This window comes from Algibacter sp. L3A6 (assembly GCF_009796825.1).
GTDB lineage: Bacteria > Bacteroidota > Bacteroidia > Flavobacteriales > Flavobacteriaceae > Algibacter.
In genome coordinates this window covers 3,134,738-3,156,898 of sequence record NZ_CP047030.1, presented here as the reverse complement: position 1 = coordinate 3,156,898, position 22,161 = coordinate 3,134,738, and the positions used below count along the sequence as shown (strand labels likewise).

Here is a 22,161-nt window from a genome sequence, read left to right as displayed (position 1 = left end):
AACTCATGAACGTATTAAAAATAGCATTTTTAAGCCTACTATTAAGTGTAGTATCTTGCGACAAAACAGTAAAAACTGCAACGGTAAGCGAAACCAAAACCGCAACTGTTGAAGCTCCAGCAAAATTTAAATATTGGAGCTGGATGACTGTTGGAAATAAAAAATCAGATTCGGCCTATACAACACATTTTAAAAAATTAAAAAATAATGGTTTCGACGCTGTTTTATTAAATACCGGTGCCGATCCAAAACTTTTAAAAAGATTAACTCCTATAGCAACAAAAGAAGGCTTAGAAGTACACGCTTGGATGTTTACAACCAACCGCCCAGGAGATTCTATTGCGCAACAACACCCAGAATGGTATATGGTGAGTAGAAGCGGAAAGTCTTGTTTTCTTAAAGAAGAACGACCTTACGTTGGGTATTACCAATGGTTATCGCCAAGTCACCCAGAAGCGAGAAAACATATTTTAAGTTTAGTAGAAGGATTAGCGGAAGTTGAAGGAGTTGCTAGTGTACATCTAGATTATATTCGTTACCCAGATGTATTTTTACCTATTGGCTTACTTCCAAAATACGATTTAAAACAAGAAGAGGAATTGCCAGATTACGATTTTGATTATTCCGATGCTAGTGTAGAAAAGTTTATGGCAATACACCATAAAAATCCACGAGAAATGGAAAACCCAGCTATCGATATGGAATGGAAAAACTTCCGTCTAAATGAGATCAAATCTTTGGTTAACGAAGCTTATGATGTGGTACACAAACACAATAAAAAATTAAGTGCAGCCGTATTCCCTTATCCTGAAATGGCTGACCATATGGTGCGCCAACGTTGGGATAAATGGAAAATCGATATGGTTTTACCAATGATTTACTACAACTTTTATAATGAAGAATTAGATTGGATTGGTTACGCAACAAAACAAGGTGTTGATGATTTAGAAGGTCGCCCAACCGAATTGCATACCGGTTTATACACACCAAAATTAAGCGTACCCGATTTAAAATCGGCTATACAATTAGCGAAAGATAATGGCGCCAAAGGTGTTGCTTTTTTCGATGATTATAGCATGTCTGACGAACAATTTGAAGTCATTAAAAATTCTAAAGAATAAATTATCATGAACAAAAGTGTTTATATCGTTTTACTAACCCTTTGTTTTTATGCTTGTAAAAAAGAAACACAAGTTGAAGCAAAACCAACAACACTAACCGCTTTTGTTAATACATTTATCGGTACCGATGGCCCAGGGAATACGTACCCTGGAGCCACTGTTCCGTTTGGTATGGTGCAATTAAGCCCAGATCATGGCATACCAGGTTGGGATAGAATTGCAGGGTATTTTTATCAAGATTCTATCATTTCTGGATTTTCACACACACATCTTAGTGGTACAGGTGCCGGCGATATGTACGATATTTTGGTCATGCCAACTAACAGTCGTTTTTCAGAAAAAATTAAAGCCAATAACTTCAAACCGTTTTCTAGTTTCTCTCACGATAACGAAACGGCTTCACCGGGTTATTACAGCGTAATGTTATCCGATTTCGGCATTAAAGCAGAAGTTACGGCAACGCGACGCACAGGTATTCATCAATATACTTTCCCAAAGGATAGTTTATCACAAATTCATATCGATTTAGGGTATTCTCTAAACTGGGATAAACCCACAGACACTTACTTTAAAGTGGTCGATAACGAAACTATAGAAGGTTACAGAATGTCTAAAGGTTGGGCTAGAGACCAACGTTTATTCTTCGTTATAAAACTGTCAAAACCTTTTAAATCTTATTCACTTTTAGAAGATAATAAACCTGCAACGTCTCCATTAAAAGGGATTAACACCAAATTAATTCTTGATTTCGATACTAACGAAAACGAACAGATTATTTTAAAAACAGGCCTATCTACAGGTAGTATTGACGGCGCATACAAATCTATTGCTACGGAAGCGCTTAGTTTCGATTTTGACGCTTACAAAAAACAAGCCGATAGTATTTGGAACCAACAACTACAAAAAATTACGATTGAAACTAATGATGTGGAACAGAAAACTATTTTCTACACCATGCTATATCAATCGATGTTAGCACCAACTTTATTAAGCGATTTAAATGGCGATTATAAAGGTGCAAACGATACCATAATGAACTCCAAAAACTACGATAGATACGATACCTTTTCGTTGTGGGACACCTATCGCGCGGCACATCCTTTACATACAATTCTGCACCCAAAACGTGTGTCTAGCATGGTAAACTCTTTATTAGCGCATTACAACGAAACCGGCTTACTGCCCGTTTGGTCTATGCAAGGTAACGAAACCAACATGATGATTGGTTACCACGCTGTGCCTGTAATTGTGGATGCCTATTTTAAAGGTATTGAAGATTTTGATGCCGAATTAGCTTTTGAAGCTTGTAAAGCCAGCGCCATGGATCAGTCAAGACAAATTGATGATTACATGACTTATGGTTATGTACCTATTGATGAAAGCCACGAAAATTGGTCGGTTTCAAAAACATTAGAATATGCTTATGATGATTGGTGTATTGCGCAATTCGCTAAAGCTTTAGGTAAAACGGAAGACTATACAACATTTTCAAAACGTGCTAATTACTGGAAAAACATATACGACGATTCTAGCACTTTTATGAGACCAAAATATAAAAACGGTACCTTTATAGAAGATTTTATTCCGAAGGATTACACACTTTATTTTTGTGAAAGTAACGCTTGGCAATATGTTTGGTCTGTGCCTCACGATATTGAAGGCCTAGTATCTACCATAGGAAAAGAAACGGCTTTCGAGAAAAAGTTAGACTCCATGTTTTCTTATTATCCTTTAAAAGAAGATAAACTTCCTATTTTTAGTACCGGAATGATTGGCCAATACGCTCACGGTAACGAGCCGAGCCATCATGTTGCTTACTTATACAACTACATTGGCAAACCATGGAAAACACAAGAAAAAGTTAGAGAAATTCTAAAAACTCAATATAAAAATGCACCTAACGGGCATTGCGGAAATGAAGACTGCGGGCAAATGTCGTCTTGGTATATATTTAGTAGTTTAGGTTTTTATCCGGTAAATCCGGCACAAGGTATTTATAGTTTTGGTGCGCCATTGCACGATAAAGCAACTATTCATTTAGAAAATGGACATAGCTTTACGGTTTCCGCAGAAAACAATAGTGACGCCAACAAGTATATTCAATCTATTACCCTTAACGGAAAAAAAATCAATCAAAGTTATATTTCTCATAAAACCATTATGCAAGGTGGCGAGTTGGTTTTTGTTATGGGAGATACGCCAAATAAGGATGATGAATTCCTAATGGCACCATCATCAGAAGTATTTAATTAACGATTAAGTTATGTCGAGTAGAAGAAAATTTATAAAAAAAGCAGCATTAGGTTCTGTGGCATTTAGCGCATTTAGTGCTTGCGGTGTTCAAGCCTCCAATGCAACAACGGCTCCTAAAGAAGCGCCAATAAAAACTGCAAAAAAACCATTAATTATTTCTACTTGGAATCATGGTTTAGCAGCAAACCAAGCCACTTGGGAGGCACTAAATGCAGGTAAATCTGGACTTACCGCCATAGAAAAAGGCTTAAATATTTCTGAAGCCGATCCAAAAGTTCGAAGTGTTGGGTATGGCGGGCTTCCGGATAGAGAAGGTAAAGTAACTTTAGATGCTTGTATTATGGACCAAAATAGTGATTGTGGTTCTGTATCTTTTTTACAAGGTATTAAACACCCTATTTCAGTTGCAAAAAAGGTTTTAGAAGAAACACCGCACGTGATGTTATCTGGACAAGGTGCTTTGAATTTCGCACTATCTCAAGGTTTTAAAGAAGAAAACTTACTAACACCAGAATCTGAAAAAGCCTGGAAAAACTGGTTAGAAAAATCGAAATACCAACCCGTGATAAATATTGAAAATCACGATACCATTAGTATGCTTGTTATTGATAAAGACGGGAACTTAACTGGTGGCTGTACAACAAGTGGAGCCGCATGGAAAATGCATGGTCGCGTTGGAGACTCCCCTATTATTGGTGCTGGTTTATTTTTAGATAACGAAGTAGGCGCCGCTGCCGCAACAGGTTTAGGCGAAGCCGTAATTAGAACGGCTGGAAGCGCTATGGTTGTAGAACTTATGCGCCAAGGTTTATCGCCAAATGAAGCTTGTAAAACCATTGTAGAACGTATTTACAACAAACATAAAAACCATAAAGACATGCCTTATTTACAAGTTGGTTTTATAGCCGTAAATAAGCAAGGTGAGTATGGTGGTTACAGCTTACGTGGTGGTTTCAATTTCGCAGTTTGCGATGCAGACAACGGAAACCGAATGGAGAAACCTGATTTTAAAATGACTTGGAAAGATAAATAATGACCCTAATGAAAAATAAATTATACAAACCATTTTTAGCAACTGCTATTTGCCTTTTAACGCTAACGGCTTGCCAAGAAAAAACACCTAAAGTTTACACGGAAGCTGATATTAATATCATTCCGAAAATTGAAAAGGTTCAAATAAATCCTGGCGTTTTTGAATTTAATAAAAACACCATGTTTGTTGTTTCTAATGACGAACAAAAAAATGCTGCTACATTATTACAAGATAAATTTAAATTAGCAGCGAATTGGGATTTAGCAATCACCGATGCTTCAGAAAAAAGTAATATTATTAGCTTTAAAGAAGACAAAAACTTAGCGGAAGAAACTTATAAATTAACCGTTACAAATGCGCAAATAACTATTGAAGCTTCAGGTAACTCAGGATACTTATATGCTGTACAATCTTTACGTCAATTACTACCAACAGCTATAGAAAGTAAAAATGTGGTGAGTGATATTTCATGGGAAATTCCAAATATTGAAATTGAAGATAGCCCACGTTTTCAATATCGCGGCTTAATGCTCGATTTATCACGTCATTTTTTCGACGCAGCTTATATCAAAGAAACAATCGATGCCATATCCATGCTAAAAATGAATGTATTGCACCTTCATTTAGTAGACGATCAAGGTTGGAGAATTGAAATAAAAAAATACCCAAAACTAACCGAAGTTGGTGCATGGCGTGTAGATCAAGAGGATATCCCTTGGAATTCTAGAACCAAAAATAGTCCTGATGACAAAGCCACTTACGGTGGTTTTTTAACTCAAGAAGAACTTGAAAATATTGTTGCTTACGCACAATTAAAAGGAATTGAAGTGATTCCTGAAATAGAAATGCCTGCCCATGTTTCTAGTGCTATTGCAGCATATCCAGAATTATCATGTTTAGCAGAACCTATTGGTGTGCCATCGGGCGCTTTATGGCCAATTACAGATATTTACTGCGCAGGTAAAGAGCACACTTTTGAGTTTTTAGAAGATGTTTTAACTGAAGTTATGGATATATTCCCATCGAAATACATTCATATTGGTGGTGATGAAGCCACAAAAACCAACTGGAAAACTTGTCCGCACTGTCAAAAAAGAATTAAAGATGAAGATTTAGAAGGTGTTGAAGAACTTCAAAGTTATTTCATTAAAAGAATAGAAAAATTCATTAATTCCAAAGGAAAAAAACTTGTAGGTTGGGATGAGATTTTAGAAGGTGGTCTTGCTCCTGACGCTACAGTAATGAGCTGGCGCGGGTTTAAAGGCGGACTAGAAGCAGCTGCTCAAGGTCACGATGTAATTATGACACCTGTTTCGCATTCTTATTTCGATTATTACCAAGGTCCACCAGAACAAGAACCTGCTGGAGGTGGTGGTTTTACACCTTTAAATAAAGTTTATGAATTTGATCCGGTTGTAGAAACGATGAGCGAAGCCGAAGCGAAACACGTTTTAGGTGGACAAGCCAACTTATGGGCTGAGTTTGTGCCAACAACATCGCATTCGCAATACATGATTTTTCCGAGATTAACTGCTTTAGCCGAAACCGTTTGGAGTGCTAAAAACTTAAGAGATTGGGACGATTTCTCTAGACGACTACCAGCTGCTTTTGAGCGTTATGAATATTTAGGCATAAACTATTCAAAAAGTTCATTTATCGTGACCTCTAAAATGGAAACGAGTGTTGAAAACAAAACCGTATCGCTAGTTTTAAAAAATGAATACGCAGTATCTGATATTCGTTATGCTTTAAATGATGAACCTTTAAATAGCGATTCAAAACATTATACAGAACCTATTATTTTATCTAAAACAACCGCTGTAAAAGCTGGCTTATTTAAAGATGATGTTATAGTTGGAAACGTTTTTAAAGACACGGTTAAATTCCATAATGCTGTGGCTCATAAAACCACTTACCAAACAGAATACCATAAAAGGTACCAAGGTGTTGGCGCATATAATTTAGTAAATACACTAAGAGGTACTAAAAACTTTAGAGATGGTAGATGGCAAGGTTGGTTAAACAGCGCTGCCGAAATCACTATCGATTTAGAAAAAGAAACGCCAATCAACATGCTTACTATTGGTAGTATGGAAAATCAAAAAAACGGCATCTACTACCCGACTTTAATTCAGGTTTTCACCTCTAAAGATGGTGAAACATTTAAAGAAACCGTCACTTTTAAAAGACCATACGCAGATAGCTCTGAACCTGAACTGAAAGATTTTATATTAGAGTGTAAAGCAGAATCTGCACGATTTGTGAAAGTAAAAGTAAGCACTTCTAAAAATGAAAAGAATACCAACGAAGGTTGGTTATTTATAGACGAAATACTAATCGATTAAAATTCGATTAGTATTTCTGTTTTACTAAGTAAATACCGCTTAATTTAGATCCTGTAATAACCATCTATAAACATCTCTATCCGATGATAAAAAAGCTTTTTATTGTATCTATCCTAATAAATACCTTGGCTGTAAATGCACAAGAATTCACTAAATATGTAAATCCTTTCATAGGAACTTCAAACTTTGGAGCCACCAATCCTGGAGCCATCGCACCTCGAGGCATGGTAAGTGTATCCCCTTTCAACGTGGCGGGAACACAAAATACTTTAGAAAAAGATAGTCGATGGTTATCTAACCCTTACGTGAACGAAAACTCCTTTTTAACAGGCTATTCTCACGTCAATTTAAGTGGTGTTGGTTGTCCGGATTTAGGCGTTATCCTTTTAATGCCAACCACGGGCGATGTTGAAACCAATCATTTAAAATACGGAAGTACCTACACCAACGAAACAGCCCAAGCAGGTTATTACTCTAATGTTTTAACAAAATATAATATTAAGGTTGAAACCACAACAACAACCAGAACGGGTATTTCTAGATATACATTTCCGAAAGGACAATCGAACATCTTATTAAATTTAGGCTTAGGCTTAACCAATGAGGAAGGTGCTGCTATAAAAATAGTATCGCCAACAGAAATTGAAGGTATGCGCACTGTGGGCTCATTTTGCTATTACAAACCCGAAGAAGCCTATCCTGTTTATTTCGTTGCAAAATTTAGTAAACCTGCAACAAATTATGGTGTTTGGAAAACCCCTAAAAAATATAAGGGTGCTGAAGCTGCTTGGATGCCATACAATGGAAAACCAAGACTTATGGAAGGCTATCGCAAAGAAGTTTTAGGCGATAGTATTGGTAGTTATTTTTCTTATCAATTTGAAAAACCAACTCAAGTAGAAGTTAAAATTGGAGTTTCATACGTGAGTATTGAAAATGCACGCGAAAATTTAGAGCAAGAAACACAAGATTTCAGTTTTGAAGCCATACACCAACAAGCTGAAGCATATTGGGAACAGCAACTTTCCAAAATCAAGGTTGAAGGTGGTACTGAAGATGATAAAACCATTTTTTACACTGCACTTTATCACACTTTAATTCATCCCAATATTTTAAATGATTTTAATGGTGAATATCCAAAAATGGCGACCCGAGAAACTTTAAAAACTGAAAACACGCGATTTACAGTGTTTTCATTTTGGGATACCTACAGAAATCTTCACGCTTTAATGTCTTTGGTTTACCCGAAGCAACAATCGGATATGGTTAAAAGCATGCTCGATATTTATGATGAAAGTGGCTGGTTACCAAAGTGGGAACTCAACGCCACCGAAACCACAACTATGGTAGGCGATCCCGCTGGTATTATTTTAACCGATACCTATTTAAAAGGCATTACAGATTTCGATATTGAAAAAGCCTATGAAGCTATGGTAAAAAGTGCTGATGCTTTAGAAAATAATCCGTTGCGACCTGGCATTGAACCGTATATTGAAAATGGCTATTTAAATACCGATCAAAATGGTTCAGTTTCTACCACTCAAGAATATAACGCTACCGATTACTCCATTTCATTATTAGCCAAAGCGCTAAATAAAAAAGACGATTACAAACGTTTTTCTAAGCGTTCGATTTCATATAGAAAACTATTTGATAAAGACTTAAAACTTTTACGTCCGCGTAATGCAGACGGCACTTGGCACGAACCTTTCGATCCGTTAGCCGGGGCAAATTTCACTAAAAACATTGGTTTTATTGAAGGTAACGCTTGGCAATATGCTTTTATGGTATCCCATGATATTAAAGGTTTAATGAAACTTATGGGCGGTAAAAAAGGCTTTAGCGAACAACTTCAAAAGGCATTTAGCAGCAAACAATTCGATATGGCCAACGAGCCAGATATTGCTTATCCATATTTATTCAATTATGTAAAAGGAGAAGAATGGCGTACACAACAATTAGTACATGAGTTGATGGATGAATATTTTCAAAACCAACCTGCTGGCTTACCAGGTAATGATGATACAGGCACCATGTCGGCTTGGTTAATTTACAGCATGATGGGTATTTATCCTGTATCTCCTGGAGACCCTATTTACACGATATCAACGCCTGTTTTCGATAAAATAACCATCGATTTAGACTCAAATTACTACCAAGGCAAAACGCTTGTTATTGAAAAATCGGGTACTAAAAAAGGTATTATAAACACAATTCAACTTGATGGTAAGGCGCATAATAGCTACTTCATCAACCATTCAGATTTAATAAAAGGTTCAAAATTAAAAATCAATTTAAAATGAAAATCAGATTCATAGCCCTATGTATTTTTTTAATTAGTAGTTCACAGTCTTTTTCACAAGAGCAACTAGAAAAAATAATATTCGAAGATCAACAAGTTAATTACGGAAAACCAACGGTGGATAATCCGGATATTATAAGACTGCAAGGTGGCCGTGTGATTTTAAAGAAAGTCACTGTTCCGAAGTTTAAAAAAGGTACCGATGTCCATATTAAACTATCATTGCGTTCTAATGGTGATAAATGGGATAAATCAGGTTCTTGCTTCGTAATTACAAATCCTGATGATATTTCATTTTTAAATTTAGCAGAAGGCAAAACTAAATTTCCGAAGGAATCTTATACCAACGAAAAACACGGCGGTGTAAAAGCGACTGAAGATTACAAACCTGTAGTTGAATTATTACGCTTTATGACGCCATTTGGAGTTGGCCATTATAGTACCGATGAAGTAAAACACAGAAAACCTGTTTATGTGCCACATTGGGAAAAAGAAGTGGTTTGGAATCAAGACATATCAGAGCTTGAAAGTATTGTTAGCGATACTTTCTATGTAGGTGTTTGGATTGATGCATGGAGTAAAGTTGGATATAAAGTAGATTTAAGCCTAATCTATTCTGGCAGACCAAAACAACAACGTGAAGTATTACCTTTAGTGAATGCGGTAAACTATGTAAAAGGACAGGCTTTACCAGATTTTTTTGCTAACCGATCTTTAGAGCATACTTTTGTTTTAGATAAAAACATTAAAAATGCTAAACTACATTATATTACCACAGGTCACGGTGGACATAGTGGTGGTGATGAGTTCATTAAAATAAAAAACACCGTTTTAGTTAACGGTAAAACAGTAATAGATACTATCCCGTGGAGAGACGATTGCGCATCTTTTAGACGTTTTAACCCAACTTCTGGAGTTTGGTTACGTAAAGACTCTACTTATTACAGAGATAGAAAAACAAAAACATATAAGATTAAGGAAATTGAAGAGCGTTTAGCGTCTTCAGATCTTTCTCGCTCAAATTGGTGTCCTGGTTCTAAGGTAGAACCTTTTGTTGCAGAACTAGGTGACCTAAAATCTGGCGAGCAATCTTTAACTATTACAATACCAGCTACAGCAGCCGGAAAAGATAAATCTAACCATTGGTTAGTGTCTGCTTATATCACCTACGACAAATAATTTTGTTGAATTAAATTCTTTTTAACCAACACCTTTTCAAACCTGTTATTCGTCGAACTAATTTTCTAATAATCTTTTATGTCACTTACTTTAGGGTAAGTTTATTTGAAGTTTAGTTTTGTTTTATTTTAAGTCTAAGGGAGGATCCTCATAACGTCCTCCCTTTTCTTAAAAGAATAAAATAGTTTTCTACTAACTTAGTATTTGTTTCAATACATTATAACATCTAATTTAGTCAACAATTAAAACTATCTGCAAAATTCAAAAAAACAATTAATCGACTAAAGAATTAGAATGGGAGCCAACCATTAGATTTTTTGTATTTTTTTTATTTATTCAGATTTAATAATAAAAATCAAAAAAAATATGCAATCACCAAAAAAAAGTAATCTAGTTCCAATCGTTATTATAGCGAGTTTGTTTTTCATTTTTGGATTCGTTACCTGGATCAACGGGGCGTTAATTCCTTTCATGAAAACCATAAACGAATTAACAGATGCGCAATCTTATTTAGTCGCTTCTGCATCATACATCTCTTTCGTTTTAATGGCATTACCAGCATCTTATATATTAAATAAGATAGGTTATAAAAAAGGTATGTCTTTGGGCTTAATTATTATGGGTATAGGTGCTTTACTTTTTATACCTGCAGCCGAAGCTAGAACTTATTGGGTGTTTTTAACAGGTATTTTTATTCAAGGTGTTGGTATGACGCTTTTACAAACAGCTGCCAACCCATACATCACAATTTTAGGTCCAATGGAAAGTGGTGCGAAACGTATTGCTATTATGGGAATAGCAAACAAAACCGCCGGAGCTTTAGGATCTTTAATTTTTGGTGCTTTACTACTATCGGGTATAGATGAAGTTAAGGATAAATTAGGAAGCGTTTCTTTAGAAGAGAAAAATGTACTTTTAGATACTATGGCCGATAGCGTATTTATGCCTTATTTAATTATGGCTATCGTTCTTTTTGTATTGGGTGTTTTAATTAGAATGGCTCCATTACCAGATGTTGAAGCAGAAGACTCAGAGGATGCAACAGAAGGTAAAAGCACTAAAACTAGTATCTTTCAATTCCCACATTTATGGTTAGGTGTTTTAGCCTTATTTGTATACGTAGGCGCAGAAGTAATTGCTGGAGATACTATTATATCTTACGGAATCTCTTTAGGTTTTACAGGAGAAGAAGCTAAGTATTTTACAACATACACCCTTATGGCCATGGTAGCAACTTATGCATTAGGTGTGTTTTTAATTCCAAAATACGTTAAACAAAAAACAGCTTTAATAGCAAGTGCAATACTTGGTATTGTATTTAGTTTATGTATTTTATTTACTACAGGTTTCACTTCTATTCTGTTTGTAGCCGCTTTAGGTATCGCAAATGCCTTAGTTTGGCCAGCTATTTGGCCTTTAACATTGGAAGGTTTAGGGAAATTTACCAAAACCGCTTCTGCCCTATTAATTATGGCTATTTCTGGTGGTGCAATTATTCCACCATTATACGGTAGAATTGTAGATGCTAATAAGAACGAACTCATATTAAGTGGTATAGATCAAGTACAAGCAACTTCAAGCGCTGCAACAAGTAGTTATTGGATCTTAATTCCTTGCTACGCTCTTATTTTGTTCTTTGCTGTATGGGGACATAAAATTGGAAAGAAATAAACATCTCATAGAACAAAAAACACTAACAATTCAATTGATAAAAATGGCAAAACACATTCTAAATACAACAAAACTGAATAATTCCTACTTGGTAGTTTTATCGGTTTTCATGTTATGCTTTAGCTGTAAAGGTGAAGCTAAAGTTGAAGTTGATACTCCTCAGAAACCAAATATTGTTTTTATAATGAGTGATGACCATGCTTACCAAGCCATTAGCGCTTACGGTCATGGATTAAACAACACGCCGAATATTGATAGAATTGCTAAAGAAGGTGCTATTTTTAATAAAGGTTTTGTAAATAATTCAATTTGTGCACCAAGTAGAGCAGCAATGCTTACGGGTAAACATAGTTTTAAAAATGGTAAAGTTGATAATATTCGCCCTTTTAATTGGGATCAAGATAACTTCGCTAAAGCATTGCAAAAAAACGGATATGAAACAGCCTTAGTAGGCAAAATTCATTTAGATGGTTTACCACAAGGCTTCGATTATTCTAATGTGCTTCCTGGTCAAGGACAATACTACTCGCCAGATTTTATCGAGAATGGTGTTAAGAAAACATATCCAGGTTACATTACCCATGTAACTACAGATATCGCTTTAGATTGGTTAGATACTAAGCGTAAAAAAGACAAGCCATTTTTGTTAATGTATCATCAAAAAGCACCGCATAGAACATGGATGCCAGAAGAAAAGTACTTGACTTTAATGGATAGTATAACATTCGATCCGCCTGCAAATTTCTTTGATGATTATGAAGATAGACCTGCAGCAGCTGGACAAGAAATGAGCATCTATAAAGACATGGATTTGGTTTACGATTTAAAAATGCTTGATAAGGAAGGCGAACTTAAAACGAAATATAGAAGTATGTTTCAAAAGAGGTACGATAGAATGACCAAAGAGCAAAAAGTCGCTTGGGATGCTTATTACGACCCTATTATTGCCGATTTTAAATTAAGAAACTTAGAAGGTAAAGATTTAGCTATTTGGAAATATAACCGATACATGCACGACTACCTTAGAACAATACAATCTGTAGATGATGGTGTTGGTCAAGTTTTAGATTATTTAAAAGAAAACGGTTTAGAAGAAAATACAATTGTTGTGTATACCTCTGATCAAGGTTTCTATCTAGGTGAACACGGTTGGTTCGATAAGCGCTTTATGTATGAAGAGTCTTTTAGAACACCTATTTTAATGAAATACCCAAAAGAAATAAAAGCGGGTACAGTAATTGATGAGTTAGTACAAAATATTGATTTTGCACCAACATTTTTAGATTATGCAGGAGCAGAAATAGATGAATCAATTCAAGGCGAATCGTTAAGAAAATTAGTAAATGGAGAAGCAAGTGAATGGCGAGATGCTATTTACTACACCTTTTATGAGTATCCTGCGGAGCACAAAGTAAAGCGTCATTATGGAGTAAGAACAGATCGTTATAAGCTAATTCATTTTTATTATGATATTGATAAATGGGAACTGTATGATTTAGAAAAAGATCCAACAGAAATGCATAATGCTTATAACGATGTTGAATATACCTCTGTAAAAGAAGACATGCATAAGCAATTGGAAAAAATGAGAATAAAATATGGTGATAGCGATGCTTTAAATGAAGAAAATTTAGAACGCTATTTAAGCGTAAAAAACATAAAAAACTAATAATCCATATTTTGATAAAACAGCACACCATTTTATTTACACTTCTATTATTAATAACCTTTGGCTTTGCCCAGGAGCCAGTTAATTATTTAGAAGAGTCTGAAGCCGATTTCACCAAAAGGATGCAATGGTTTACAGATGCTAAATATGGTATGTTCATTCATTTTGGGTTGTACAGTCAATTAGGAGGTATATACAAAGGCAATGAAGAAGGGAGATATGCCGAATGGATACAAAGCAATCAAGATATTCCAGTAAATGAATATGCTAAATTAATTAAGACTTGGAACCCGAAAGACTTTAATGCCTCTAAAATTGTAAAATTGGCGAAAAAGGCAGGGATGAAATATTTGATAATTACCACAAAACACCATGAAGGTTTTAGTTTATGGGATTCTGAGTTCACCGATTTTGATATTGCGGAATCACCAATGAAAGGACGTGATTTTGTAAAGGAATTATCCGATGCTTGTAAAAAAGAAGGCATTCATTTTGGAACGTATTACAGTATTATCGATTGGCATCACCCTAGTCAGGTTGTTAAGATTGATGAAAAAACCAAAAAAAATAATTGGGGGCAAATTAGCATGAAATCAGACCGAAAAGCTGAATATGTTAATTATATGAAAAATCAAATTAAAGAGCTTATTGAGAATTACGACAGCGAAATTATTTGGTTTGATGCAGATTGGATTGACTGGTGGACTTTAGAAGATGGTAAAGATTTGTATCAATATATAAGAACCTTAAAACCTAGTATTATTATTAATAACAGAGTTGCTAAAAGAAAAATATTTAAAAAAGATTTTGGTACTCCAGAACAGTTTCACTTAGAAGATAAAGTAGATTATTACTGGGAAGCTTGTTATACCTTAAATGATTCTTGGGGATATAAAATTAAAGATACAGATTGGAAAACTCCAGAAGTAGTATATGCTAAATTAAAAGATATTAATGGTAAGGGCGGTAACTTGTTATTAAATATTGGTCCTGATGGTGATGGAAATGTGCCAAAAGAATCTGTAAATATTTTAGTAGAAGTCGGGAAAATGTTAAAAAAAGAAGCGAAGTAATACATAAAACCGGGTATTTAGCAATAAGTAAAAAAGACACATAAATATGAAATTTAAAATCACATCTATATTAATCTGTCTATGTTTGGTATCAATTAAGTTATATAGCCAAAGCATATCTGTAGATGAATACAACGTTTCTTGGACAGAGAAAAGTAAAATAGCTTCTGATGCCATGCCACTTGGTAATGGAACAACAGGTGCTTTAGTTTCTGTTTTGGAAGATGGCCATATTTGGATTTCTGTTAGACATATTGATGCTTGGTCTGAAGCGCACCGACTTTTAAAATTAGGAGATGTAGAAGTTGAAGTGTCTCCAAACCCTTTCGAAAAGACATTTAAACAAGAACTTGTTTTAAATAATGGTGTCATTTATTTAGAAGGCGACGATGGTTTTAAATCTAAAATTTGGATTGATAAAAATAGTGAAATCATTCATATTGAAAACAATGCAGATTCAAAATTTAAATTGAATGTAAAACTTCATGATTGGAGAGATGAAGCTCAAATTATTAAAGAAACAAATCTTAAAGGCATTCCTGGTGGAATAACCGAATCTGCTGATGTTATTGTTGCAGATAATAACAAAGCAATTACTTGGTATCATAGAAACACTAATACAAAAGCTTTCGATTGGACAATAAAAGCTCTTGAAATTCCGAAACCAGATAACTTAGATAATGTTTTAGAAAACCGAACTTTTGGTGCTATGATAATTGGTGATAAAATGACCAATACATCAAGCACTAGCATGGTTTCTAAAGCGCGTAAGTGTAATCATTTAAAAATTCATACACTTAACAAACGTGTTGAAAGCGCTGATAAATGGTTATCTCTAATTGATAATGAAGCTTCAACGAAAGAAAATCTAAAATTAAATTGGGAAAACCATGTAAGTTGGTGGAACAATTTCTGGAAAAGTAGTTACATTCATTTAAGCGGTTTTAAAGAAGCAAAACAAACGAGTGCAGGTTACGCTTACACCATGTATTTAAATGCTATGGCCGGAGAAGGTGAATTCCCTATAATTTGGAATGGCTCTATGTTTGCTCCTGATTTAAACGAAGTTTTACAAAGAAACCATACAGGCATAAAACATTTTAAAGATAAAGACCATCGCTCATGGGGTAACTTGATGTTGCATCAAAATGTGCGCTTACCCTTTTACTCCATGAACGCTGCTGGGCAATTTAAATATGCCAATTCTTTTATCAACCTATACATGAGAGGTTTTGATTTAATGAAAGAACATTCAAATACCGTTTTTGGTCATGAAGGTACGGTAATTAGAGAATCAACAACACTATGGGGAGTTATTGCTCCGGGTGTATATGGAATAGACAGAACAGGTTTAGAACCAGGACAACAACAATCTCAATGGCATAGAACACACTGGAATGCAGGTTTGGAAGTAGCTTGGTATTTATCAGAACGTTTTGATTATACACAAGATGAAACTTTTGCAACAGAAGAGTTTATCCCTTTTGCTTCAGAAATTGTAAAGTTTTTCGATTTACATTGGCCACATAAAGACGGGAAATTATACTTCCCAGATGTTCATGTACTAGAATCGTTTCGCGATGCAGATAATCCCATGCCATTTATTGCAGGTTTACGCTCTGTGTTGAATCGCTTACTTAATTTACCAGAACATTTAACTACTAAAGCAGATAGAACTTACTGGAAAGAATTATTGGCTCGAGTTCCTGAAGTTCCTACGCGAATGAGAAACGGAACTAAAATTTTGGCAAATGCTGAAGTTATAAAATCTAAAAAAGCAAATGTAGAAGTTGCAGAATTGTATTCTGTTTTTCCATATCACTTATATGGTGTTGGTTTGCCCGATTTAAAAATGGCGCAAGACACTTATAAAAATAGAACGACTTTAGTAAATGATGTTGGCGGACAAAATCCAAAATGGGCACCAGGTTACATTCGTGGTGGCTGGCATCCAGAAGCTATTATGGCTGCAATGGTTGGCTTAACAGATTCTGTTCAAAAAGAAGTCGTTTGGGCACTACATCGCCCTGTTCCAGAGCAACGTTATCCAGGTTTTTTCATGTCTACTCACGACGGAACGCCAGATGTACAACATTCATCAGTAGCAGCAACAGCGTTGCAACGCATGATTTTACAAAATGTAGAAAATAAAATAGTGCTTTTACCTGCCTTTCCTTCAAACTGGAACTGTGAATTTAAATTGTATGCAAAACAAAATACCATTGTTGAGGGTACTGTTGTAAATGGAGAAATTAAAGAACTTAAAATAACACCTTCCGATAGAAAAAAAGATGTTTTTATTGGTCAAGAATTAAGAACTCCCGAACCTAACATTTGGGATTAATAGTAAGAGAACACAAAAATTATCTTATTAATAAAGGTTTAAAAACAAGAAAATGAGTAATAGAAAAAACCTAATAAAAATATTTGCTTTACTACTTTTAGTAAGTCTTTCATCTTGTAAAGAGAATGAAAAAAAAGAAGTTGTAAAAGCAGAAAGTAAAAAGCCAAACATCCTTTTCTTATTTACAGACGATCAACGTGCTGGTACTATAGAAGCCATGCATAAATACGGTGTAAAAACACCAAATATGGATAAACTGGTAGAAAATGGAACATCGTTTACCAACTCTTATATTTTAGGAGCAACAACGGCGGCTGTTTGTTCTCCAAGTAGAGCGATGTTAATGACTGGGCGTCACTATTTCAATATAGAACCCAATGTTTATGCGCAATTTGCTTTTCCGAAGGAAGAAAAAGGAAAAAGTGATTTATTAACCTTTCCAGAATATTTTAAAGCTAACGGTTACGAAACTTTTGCGACAGGAAAACAACACAATGGTGAAATTTGGCTAGAGCATGGTTTCAATCAAATAAAATCAGCCTTTTTAGGAGGTATGACTACACATTTTGGAACTAAAGTAAAAGATTACACACCAGAAACGGGATGGTCTGCTACTTATCAAGATAAAGAAAAATTTAGTAGTGAAGTTTTTGCAGATGCCGCTGTTGGTTTTTTAGATAGTTATAAAGAAAAGGATCCGTTTTTAATGTATGTTGCCTTTACTGCTCCACACGACCCAAGAACTGCGCCTCAGGAATTTCATGATATGTACCCTACTGAAGACATGACCGTGCCAGAAAACTTTATGCCTGAGCATCCTTTTGAAATTGCTGATGATAGAATTAGAGATGAAGTTTTAGCGCCTTTTCCAAGAACAGAAGCTATTATTCAAAAAGAAATATCAGATTATTATGCCATGATTACGGCTACCGATGCACAAATTGGTCGCGTTTTAAAAGCTCTAAAAGCTTCTGGACAAGCAGAGAACACTATTATTGTTTTTGCCGGAGATAACGGTTTAGCTTTAGGACAACATGGTTTATTAGGAAAACAAAATGTGTATGAACATAGTGTTGGTGTACCTTTAATTTTTTGTGGACCAAACATTCCTAAAAATCAAAAAACCGATGCCCTAGCCTATTTACACGATGTGTTTCCTACGCTATGTGGTTTAACTGGACTAGAGATTCCTAAATCTATTCAAACAGAAGATTTAACACCAGTTATCAAAGGTGAAAAGAAAGAAGTAAGAAACAGTATGCTGTATGCCTATAATTCTTGGCCTGGAGATTTATTAAACAAAAACAGAAAACATAATCCTGGTGGCGGTCACCGCGCGGTTCGTAAAGGCGATTACAAATTAATTGTAAGTGCAAAGCATGAAGTTTTCACCTATCAATTATTCAATGTAAAAGAAGATTCTTGGGAGCTTAATAATCTAATAGACGATGAAAAATTCAAAACTATTAAAGATGATTTAATGTCAGAATTACAAATTCTTATTGATGAAACAGGCGATCCTGCAGAATTAGATAAAAATGAATTTGGACTATTTGATGATATTGAAGCTTACAACTTTAAAAAAAAATAAATGACCAATAGACATTCAAATACAATAGTAATCTCAATTAAAAAGCCTGTTTTTTTAAACATGCTTTTTGTTGTTTTATTTTTCTTGAGCTCAACACAATTTATAAAAGCTCAAAACAAAGACTTAACATGGGATGAACTTGCTAATCAATATGAATGTCCAGAATGGTTTCGTGATGCCAAATTCGGAATCTGGTTTCATTGGGGACCACAAGCTGTACCTGAACAAGGTGGCGGTTGGTATGCTAGACATATGTACATGAAAGATGTTGGCCGCCAGAAATTTGGAAAAATGGCCAATCCGTATCACTTACAAACTTATGGCCACCCTTCAGAATTCGGTTTTAAAGATATTATCCATGCATGGAAAGCTGAAAAATTTGATGCTGAATATTTAATAAATTTTTCAAAAGAAAATGGTGCAAAATATATTGTAGCCTTGGCAAATCATCATGATCATTTCGATTTATTCAACTCTTCTTATCATCCATGGAATTCGGTTAATGTTGGTCCTAAAAAAGATATTATTGGTGCTTTTGAAAAAGCTACACGTAATGCTGGCTTGAAATTTGGAGTAACTAGCCATGACGATCGTTTTCTAAACTGGTGGCAACCTGCTTTTGGAGCAGATAAAACAGGTGAATATGCAGGAATACCTTATGATGGTCGTTTAACAAAAGCTGATGGCAAAGGAAAATGGTGGGAAGGTTTAGACCCTAAAGATTTATATGGTCCAGCACCAGAAGATCGTACACCCGAAATTATTGAAGATATTAAAAAAAACTGGTTAAAACGCCATATTGAATTAGTTACAAACTACAAACCTGATCTATTATATAATGATGGTTTTAACTTTACGTATGGCGATTACGGTAAAGAAGTTACCCGAAAACTGTATAACAATAGTTTAAAGGATAATGGTAAAATAGATGCTGTTATGCTTTTAAAAAAACAAGCAAAAGGCACGGTTAACGAAGTAGAATCTGGAGGTAGTAATACCTTAAGAGCATATCCTTGGCAATCGGAAATTACGTTTACCGATTGGTTTTATAAAAAAGACCGACACCTAACTCATAATGCGCGTACCATTTTAGAAATGCTAATTGAAGCCGTAAGTAAAAATGGAAACTTGCTATTAAGTATGGAATTAAAGCCAGATGGCACAATTCCTGATGAGATAAAAAAGAGTGTAAAAATAGTTGGCGATTGGCTTAAAATAAATGGTGAAGCAATTTATGGAACACGTCCATGGACAGTTTATGGCGATGGTAGAAGTGTTCGAGGAGAAGCCGTTGAAACCGTTGATGGCGAATTACGAAATGCTACAGAGTCTCAAAAGCATGGCGAACATTTTAACCAACGTACAACAGCAACACCTGCTTTTGCTCACGATGAAGTTCGTTACACCACAAAGGGAGATGATTTTTACATAACCGTAATGAATCCAAAAGGAGGTGAATTCGTTATTCCTTCATTAGGGAAGTCTAGCGAAGTTACCCCAGGAAATTTAAAAGGGTTAATACAATTATATAACGGTAGAAAGGTTTCATATAAACAAACAAATAACGGTTTAACTATAAATATGCCAGTGGTTAATGGAGATAGCTATCCTGTGGTTTTAAAAGCTAAATTCAAAAAGAAACATTAACTGTACAGCGGCAACAAAAGTATCTGTTAATGTCAAAAATGTAGGAGATTTGAAAGGTGAAGAAGTTGTACAATTGTAGAACGTTCGGTTAAAACGAGCTTAATAAAATTTATGCGGTACAAAACGTATTTCTTTAAAACCATAAAAGGCAACTACAATAACTTTTGAAACCACTTTAGAAGATTTACAGTTCTTTGACAAAGAGCTGAATAAAAAAATAGTTGAGCTATGAGATTTTGAAATAGGTATTGGTCCTTCATCAAATAATGTTGAAACTGTAAAACTAATTGTTACAAATTAAACTCAAAAAAAAATGAAACATGTACTTAAAATAGGTGCCATTTGTTTACTTACCCTTACAACCGTAACAAGCTGTAAAGAAAAAACAAAGCAAGTAGAAACTAAAGCTGAAGTAAAAGCAGAAAGGCCTAATATCTTATACATCATGGCCGATGATCATACTTCTCAAGCCTTAGGTATTTACGATGGAATTTTAAAAGATTATGTACATACCCCAAACATTGAGCGTTTAGCTGCCGAAGGACTTGTGTTAGATAATTGTTTGGTATCTAACTCTATTTGTTCGCCAAGTAGAGCTACAATTCTTACCGGTCAATACAGCCATATTAACGGTGTAAAAATTCTAGCAGGAGGTTTACCTCCAACGCATCCTACTATTGCAGGTGTTTTAAAGAGTGGTGGCTACCAAACCTCTATTATAGGAAAATGGCATTTAAAACAAGAACCTACCGATGAGTTCGATTACTACAGCGTTTTACCAGGACAAGGTAGATACTGGAATCCTATATTGAAAACCAAAGAGAATTGGAAAGATTATATGGAAGGTGGTAAAGCTTATGAAGGTTTTAGTACGGATGTTATTGCAGATAAAACCATTGAATGGATTGATAAAAGAGATAAAGACAAACCTTTTATGATGATGTGTCATTTTAAAGCCACACACGAACCATTTGATTATCCAGAACGTTTTAGTCATTTATATCGAGATCAAGATATTCCTGTTCCTAGTTCACTTTATGATAAAGGCGCAGAAACTACAGGTAGATCTTTTAAAGGGCAGTCTGTAGATAATTTAAAAGAAAGATATTTATTAGCTTCAAAAGATCCTGAAAATGTACCGGGTTACATGAAGTATCCTGAATTACCATTAACTGTAGATGGTTTAACAAATGATGAAGCTAGATATAAAACCTACCAAAAATATGTAAAAGACTTCATGCGTTGTGGAGCCGCTATTGATGATAATATTGGTAAATTATTAGATTATTTAGACAAATCTGGATTAGCAGAAAACACCATCGTTATTTATACAGCAGACCAAGGTTACTTTTTAGGAGAACACGGTTGGTTTGATAAACGATTAATATATGAAGAATCTATTCACATGCCTTTTGTAATTCGTTATCCAAAGGAAATTCCAGCAGGAACACGTAATTCTGATCTTATTGAAAATGTAGATTTCTCGGCGTTATTTGCAGATTATGCAGGTGTTGATTACCCTGAAACAATGCAAGGACAATCGTTCCGTGAAAACTTAAAAGGGAATACTTCTAAAGATTGGAGAAAGTATGGTTATTACAGATATTGGGACCATTCTATAGATCGTCCTGGACATTTTGGAATTAGAGGAGAACGTTACAAACTAGCCTTCTATTACGGAAATGCATTAAAGGAAAACGGGTTTACTAAAGAAAATCAACCAAAGAAATTTTGGGACTTTTACGATTTAGAAAAAGATCCAAACGAATCTCACAACGCTTATAATGATCCGGAATACCAAGAGATTATTAAAGAAATGAAAGTAGAAATCTTGAAACAAAGAGAAGCTTTAAAAGATACCGATCCAGATAATCCGGAAATCCATGAGATTATAGAGAAACATTGGAACGCTTAATTTATAAAAAAATACTGT

Annotated in this window: 13 protein-coding genes; all 13 read left to right on the top strand. The window is 34.9% G+C overall.

The window, feature by feature from the left end:
- Positions 1-5 precede the first annotated feature (5 nt).
- The 13 genes from GQR98_RS13180 to GQR98_RS13120 all read left to right on the top strand — a co-directional run bounded on the left by GQR98_RS13180 (position 6) and on the right by GQR98_RS13120 (position 22,143).
- Complete coding sequence (locus GQR98_RS13180) at positions 6-1,121, top strand: family 10 glycosylhydrolase (protein WP_159019899.1); 1,116 nt, start codon at positions 6-8, stop codon at positions 1,119-1,121.
- A 6-nt stretch (positions 1,122-1,127) separates the two neighbouring features.
- A complete protein-coding gene (locus tag GQR98_RS13175; RefSeq protein WP_159019898.1) occupies positions 1,128-3,374 on the top strand; it encodes a GH92 family glycosyl hydrolase in 2,247 nt (748 codons plus the stop codon).
- A 10-nt stretch (positions 3,375-3,384) separates the two neighbouring features.
- Positions 3,385-4,407: a N(4)-(beta-N-acetylglucosaminyl)-L-asparaginase gene (locus tag GQR98_RS13170; protein WP_159019897.1), complete on the top strand. Its 1,023-nt coding sequence runs from the start codon at positions 3,385-3,387 to the stop codon at positions 4,405-4,407.
- An 8-nt stretch (positions 4,408-4,415) separates the two neighbouring features.
- Entirely contained in the window at positions 4,416-6,752 is a 2,337-nt protein-coding gene (locus tag GQR98_RS13165) for a family 20 glycosylhydrolase (protein ID WP_159019896.1), read from the top strand.
- 83 nt (positions 6,753-6,835) lie between these two features.
- Positions 6,836-9,055 carry a GH92 family glycosyl hydrolase gene (locus GQR98_RS13160; protein ID WP_159019895.1) on the top strand — a complete coding sequence of 740 codons (2,220 nt, stop codon included), beginning with the start codon at positions 6,836-6,838 and terminating at the stop codon, positions 9,053-9,055.
- Positions 9,052-10,233 carry a PNGase F N-terminal domain-containing protein gene (locus GQR98_RS13155; RefSeq protein ID WP_159019894.1) on the top strand — a complete coding sequence of 394 codons (1,182 nt, stop codon included), beginning with the start codon at positions 9,052-9,054 and terminating at the stop codon, positions 10,231-10,233. The genes GQR98_RS13160 and GQR98_RS13155 overlap by 4 nt, the downstream gene beginning before the upstream one ends.
- 366 nt (positions 10,234-10,599) lie before the next feature.
- A complete protein-coding gene (locus GQR98_RS13150; RefSeq protein ID WP_159019893.1) occupies positions 10,600-11,904 on the top strand; it encodes a sugar MFS transporter in 1,305 nt (434 codons plus the stop codon).
- 43 nt (positions 11,905-11,947) lie between these two features.
- Complete coding sequence (locus GQR98_RS13145; RefSeq protein WP_199270203.1) at positions 11,948-13,573, top strand: sulfatase; 1,626 nt, start codon at positions 11,948-11,950, stop codon at positions 13,571-13,573.
- 11 nt (positions 13,574-13,584) lie between these two features.
- Positions 13,585-14,646: an alpha-L-fucosidase gene (locus GQR98_RS13140; protein ID WP_159019892.1), complete on the top strand. Its 1,062-nt coding sequence runs from the start codon at positions 13,585-13,587 to the stop codon at positions 14,644-14,646.
- A gap of 46 nt (positions 14,647-14,692) precedes the next feature.
- The gene (locus tag GQR98_RS13135) at positions 14,693-16,990 is read left to right on the top strand and encodes a DUF5703 domain-containing protein (protein ID WP_159019891.1); all 2,298 of its coding nucleotides are present in this window, start codon (positions 14,693-14,695) and stop codon (positions 16,988-16,990) included.
- 52 nt (positions 16,991-17,042) lie between these two features.
- Positions 17,043-18,581: a sulfatase-like hydrolase/transferase gene (locus GQR98_RS13130; RefSeq protein ID WP_159019890.1), complete on the top strand. Its 1,539-nt coding sequence runs from the start codon at positions 17,043-17,045 to the stop codon at positions 18,579-18,581.
- Positions 18,582-20,228: an alpha-L-fucosidase gene (locus GQR98_RS13125; protein ID WP_159019889.1), complete on the top strand. Its 1,647-nt coding sequence runs from the start codon at positions 18,582-18,584 to the stop codon at positions 20,226-20,228. It abuts the gene before it with no gap.
- 313 nt (positions 20,229-20,541) lie between these two features.
- Positions 20,542-22,143, top strand: coding sequence for a sulfatase (locus tag GQR98_RS13120; protein WP_159019888.1), 1,602 nt, complete (start codon positions 20,542-20,544; stop codon positions 22,141-22,143).
- Positions 22,144-22,161: the final 18 nt, after the last annotated feature.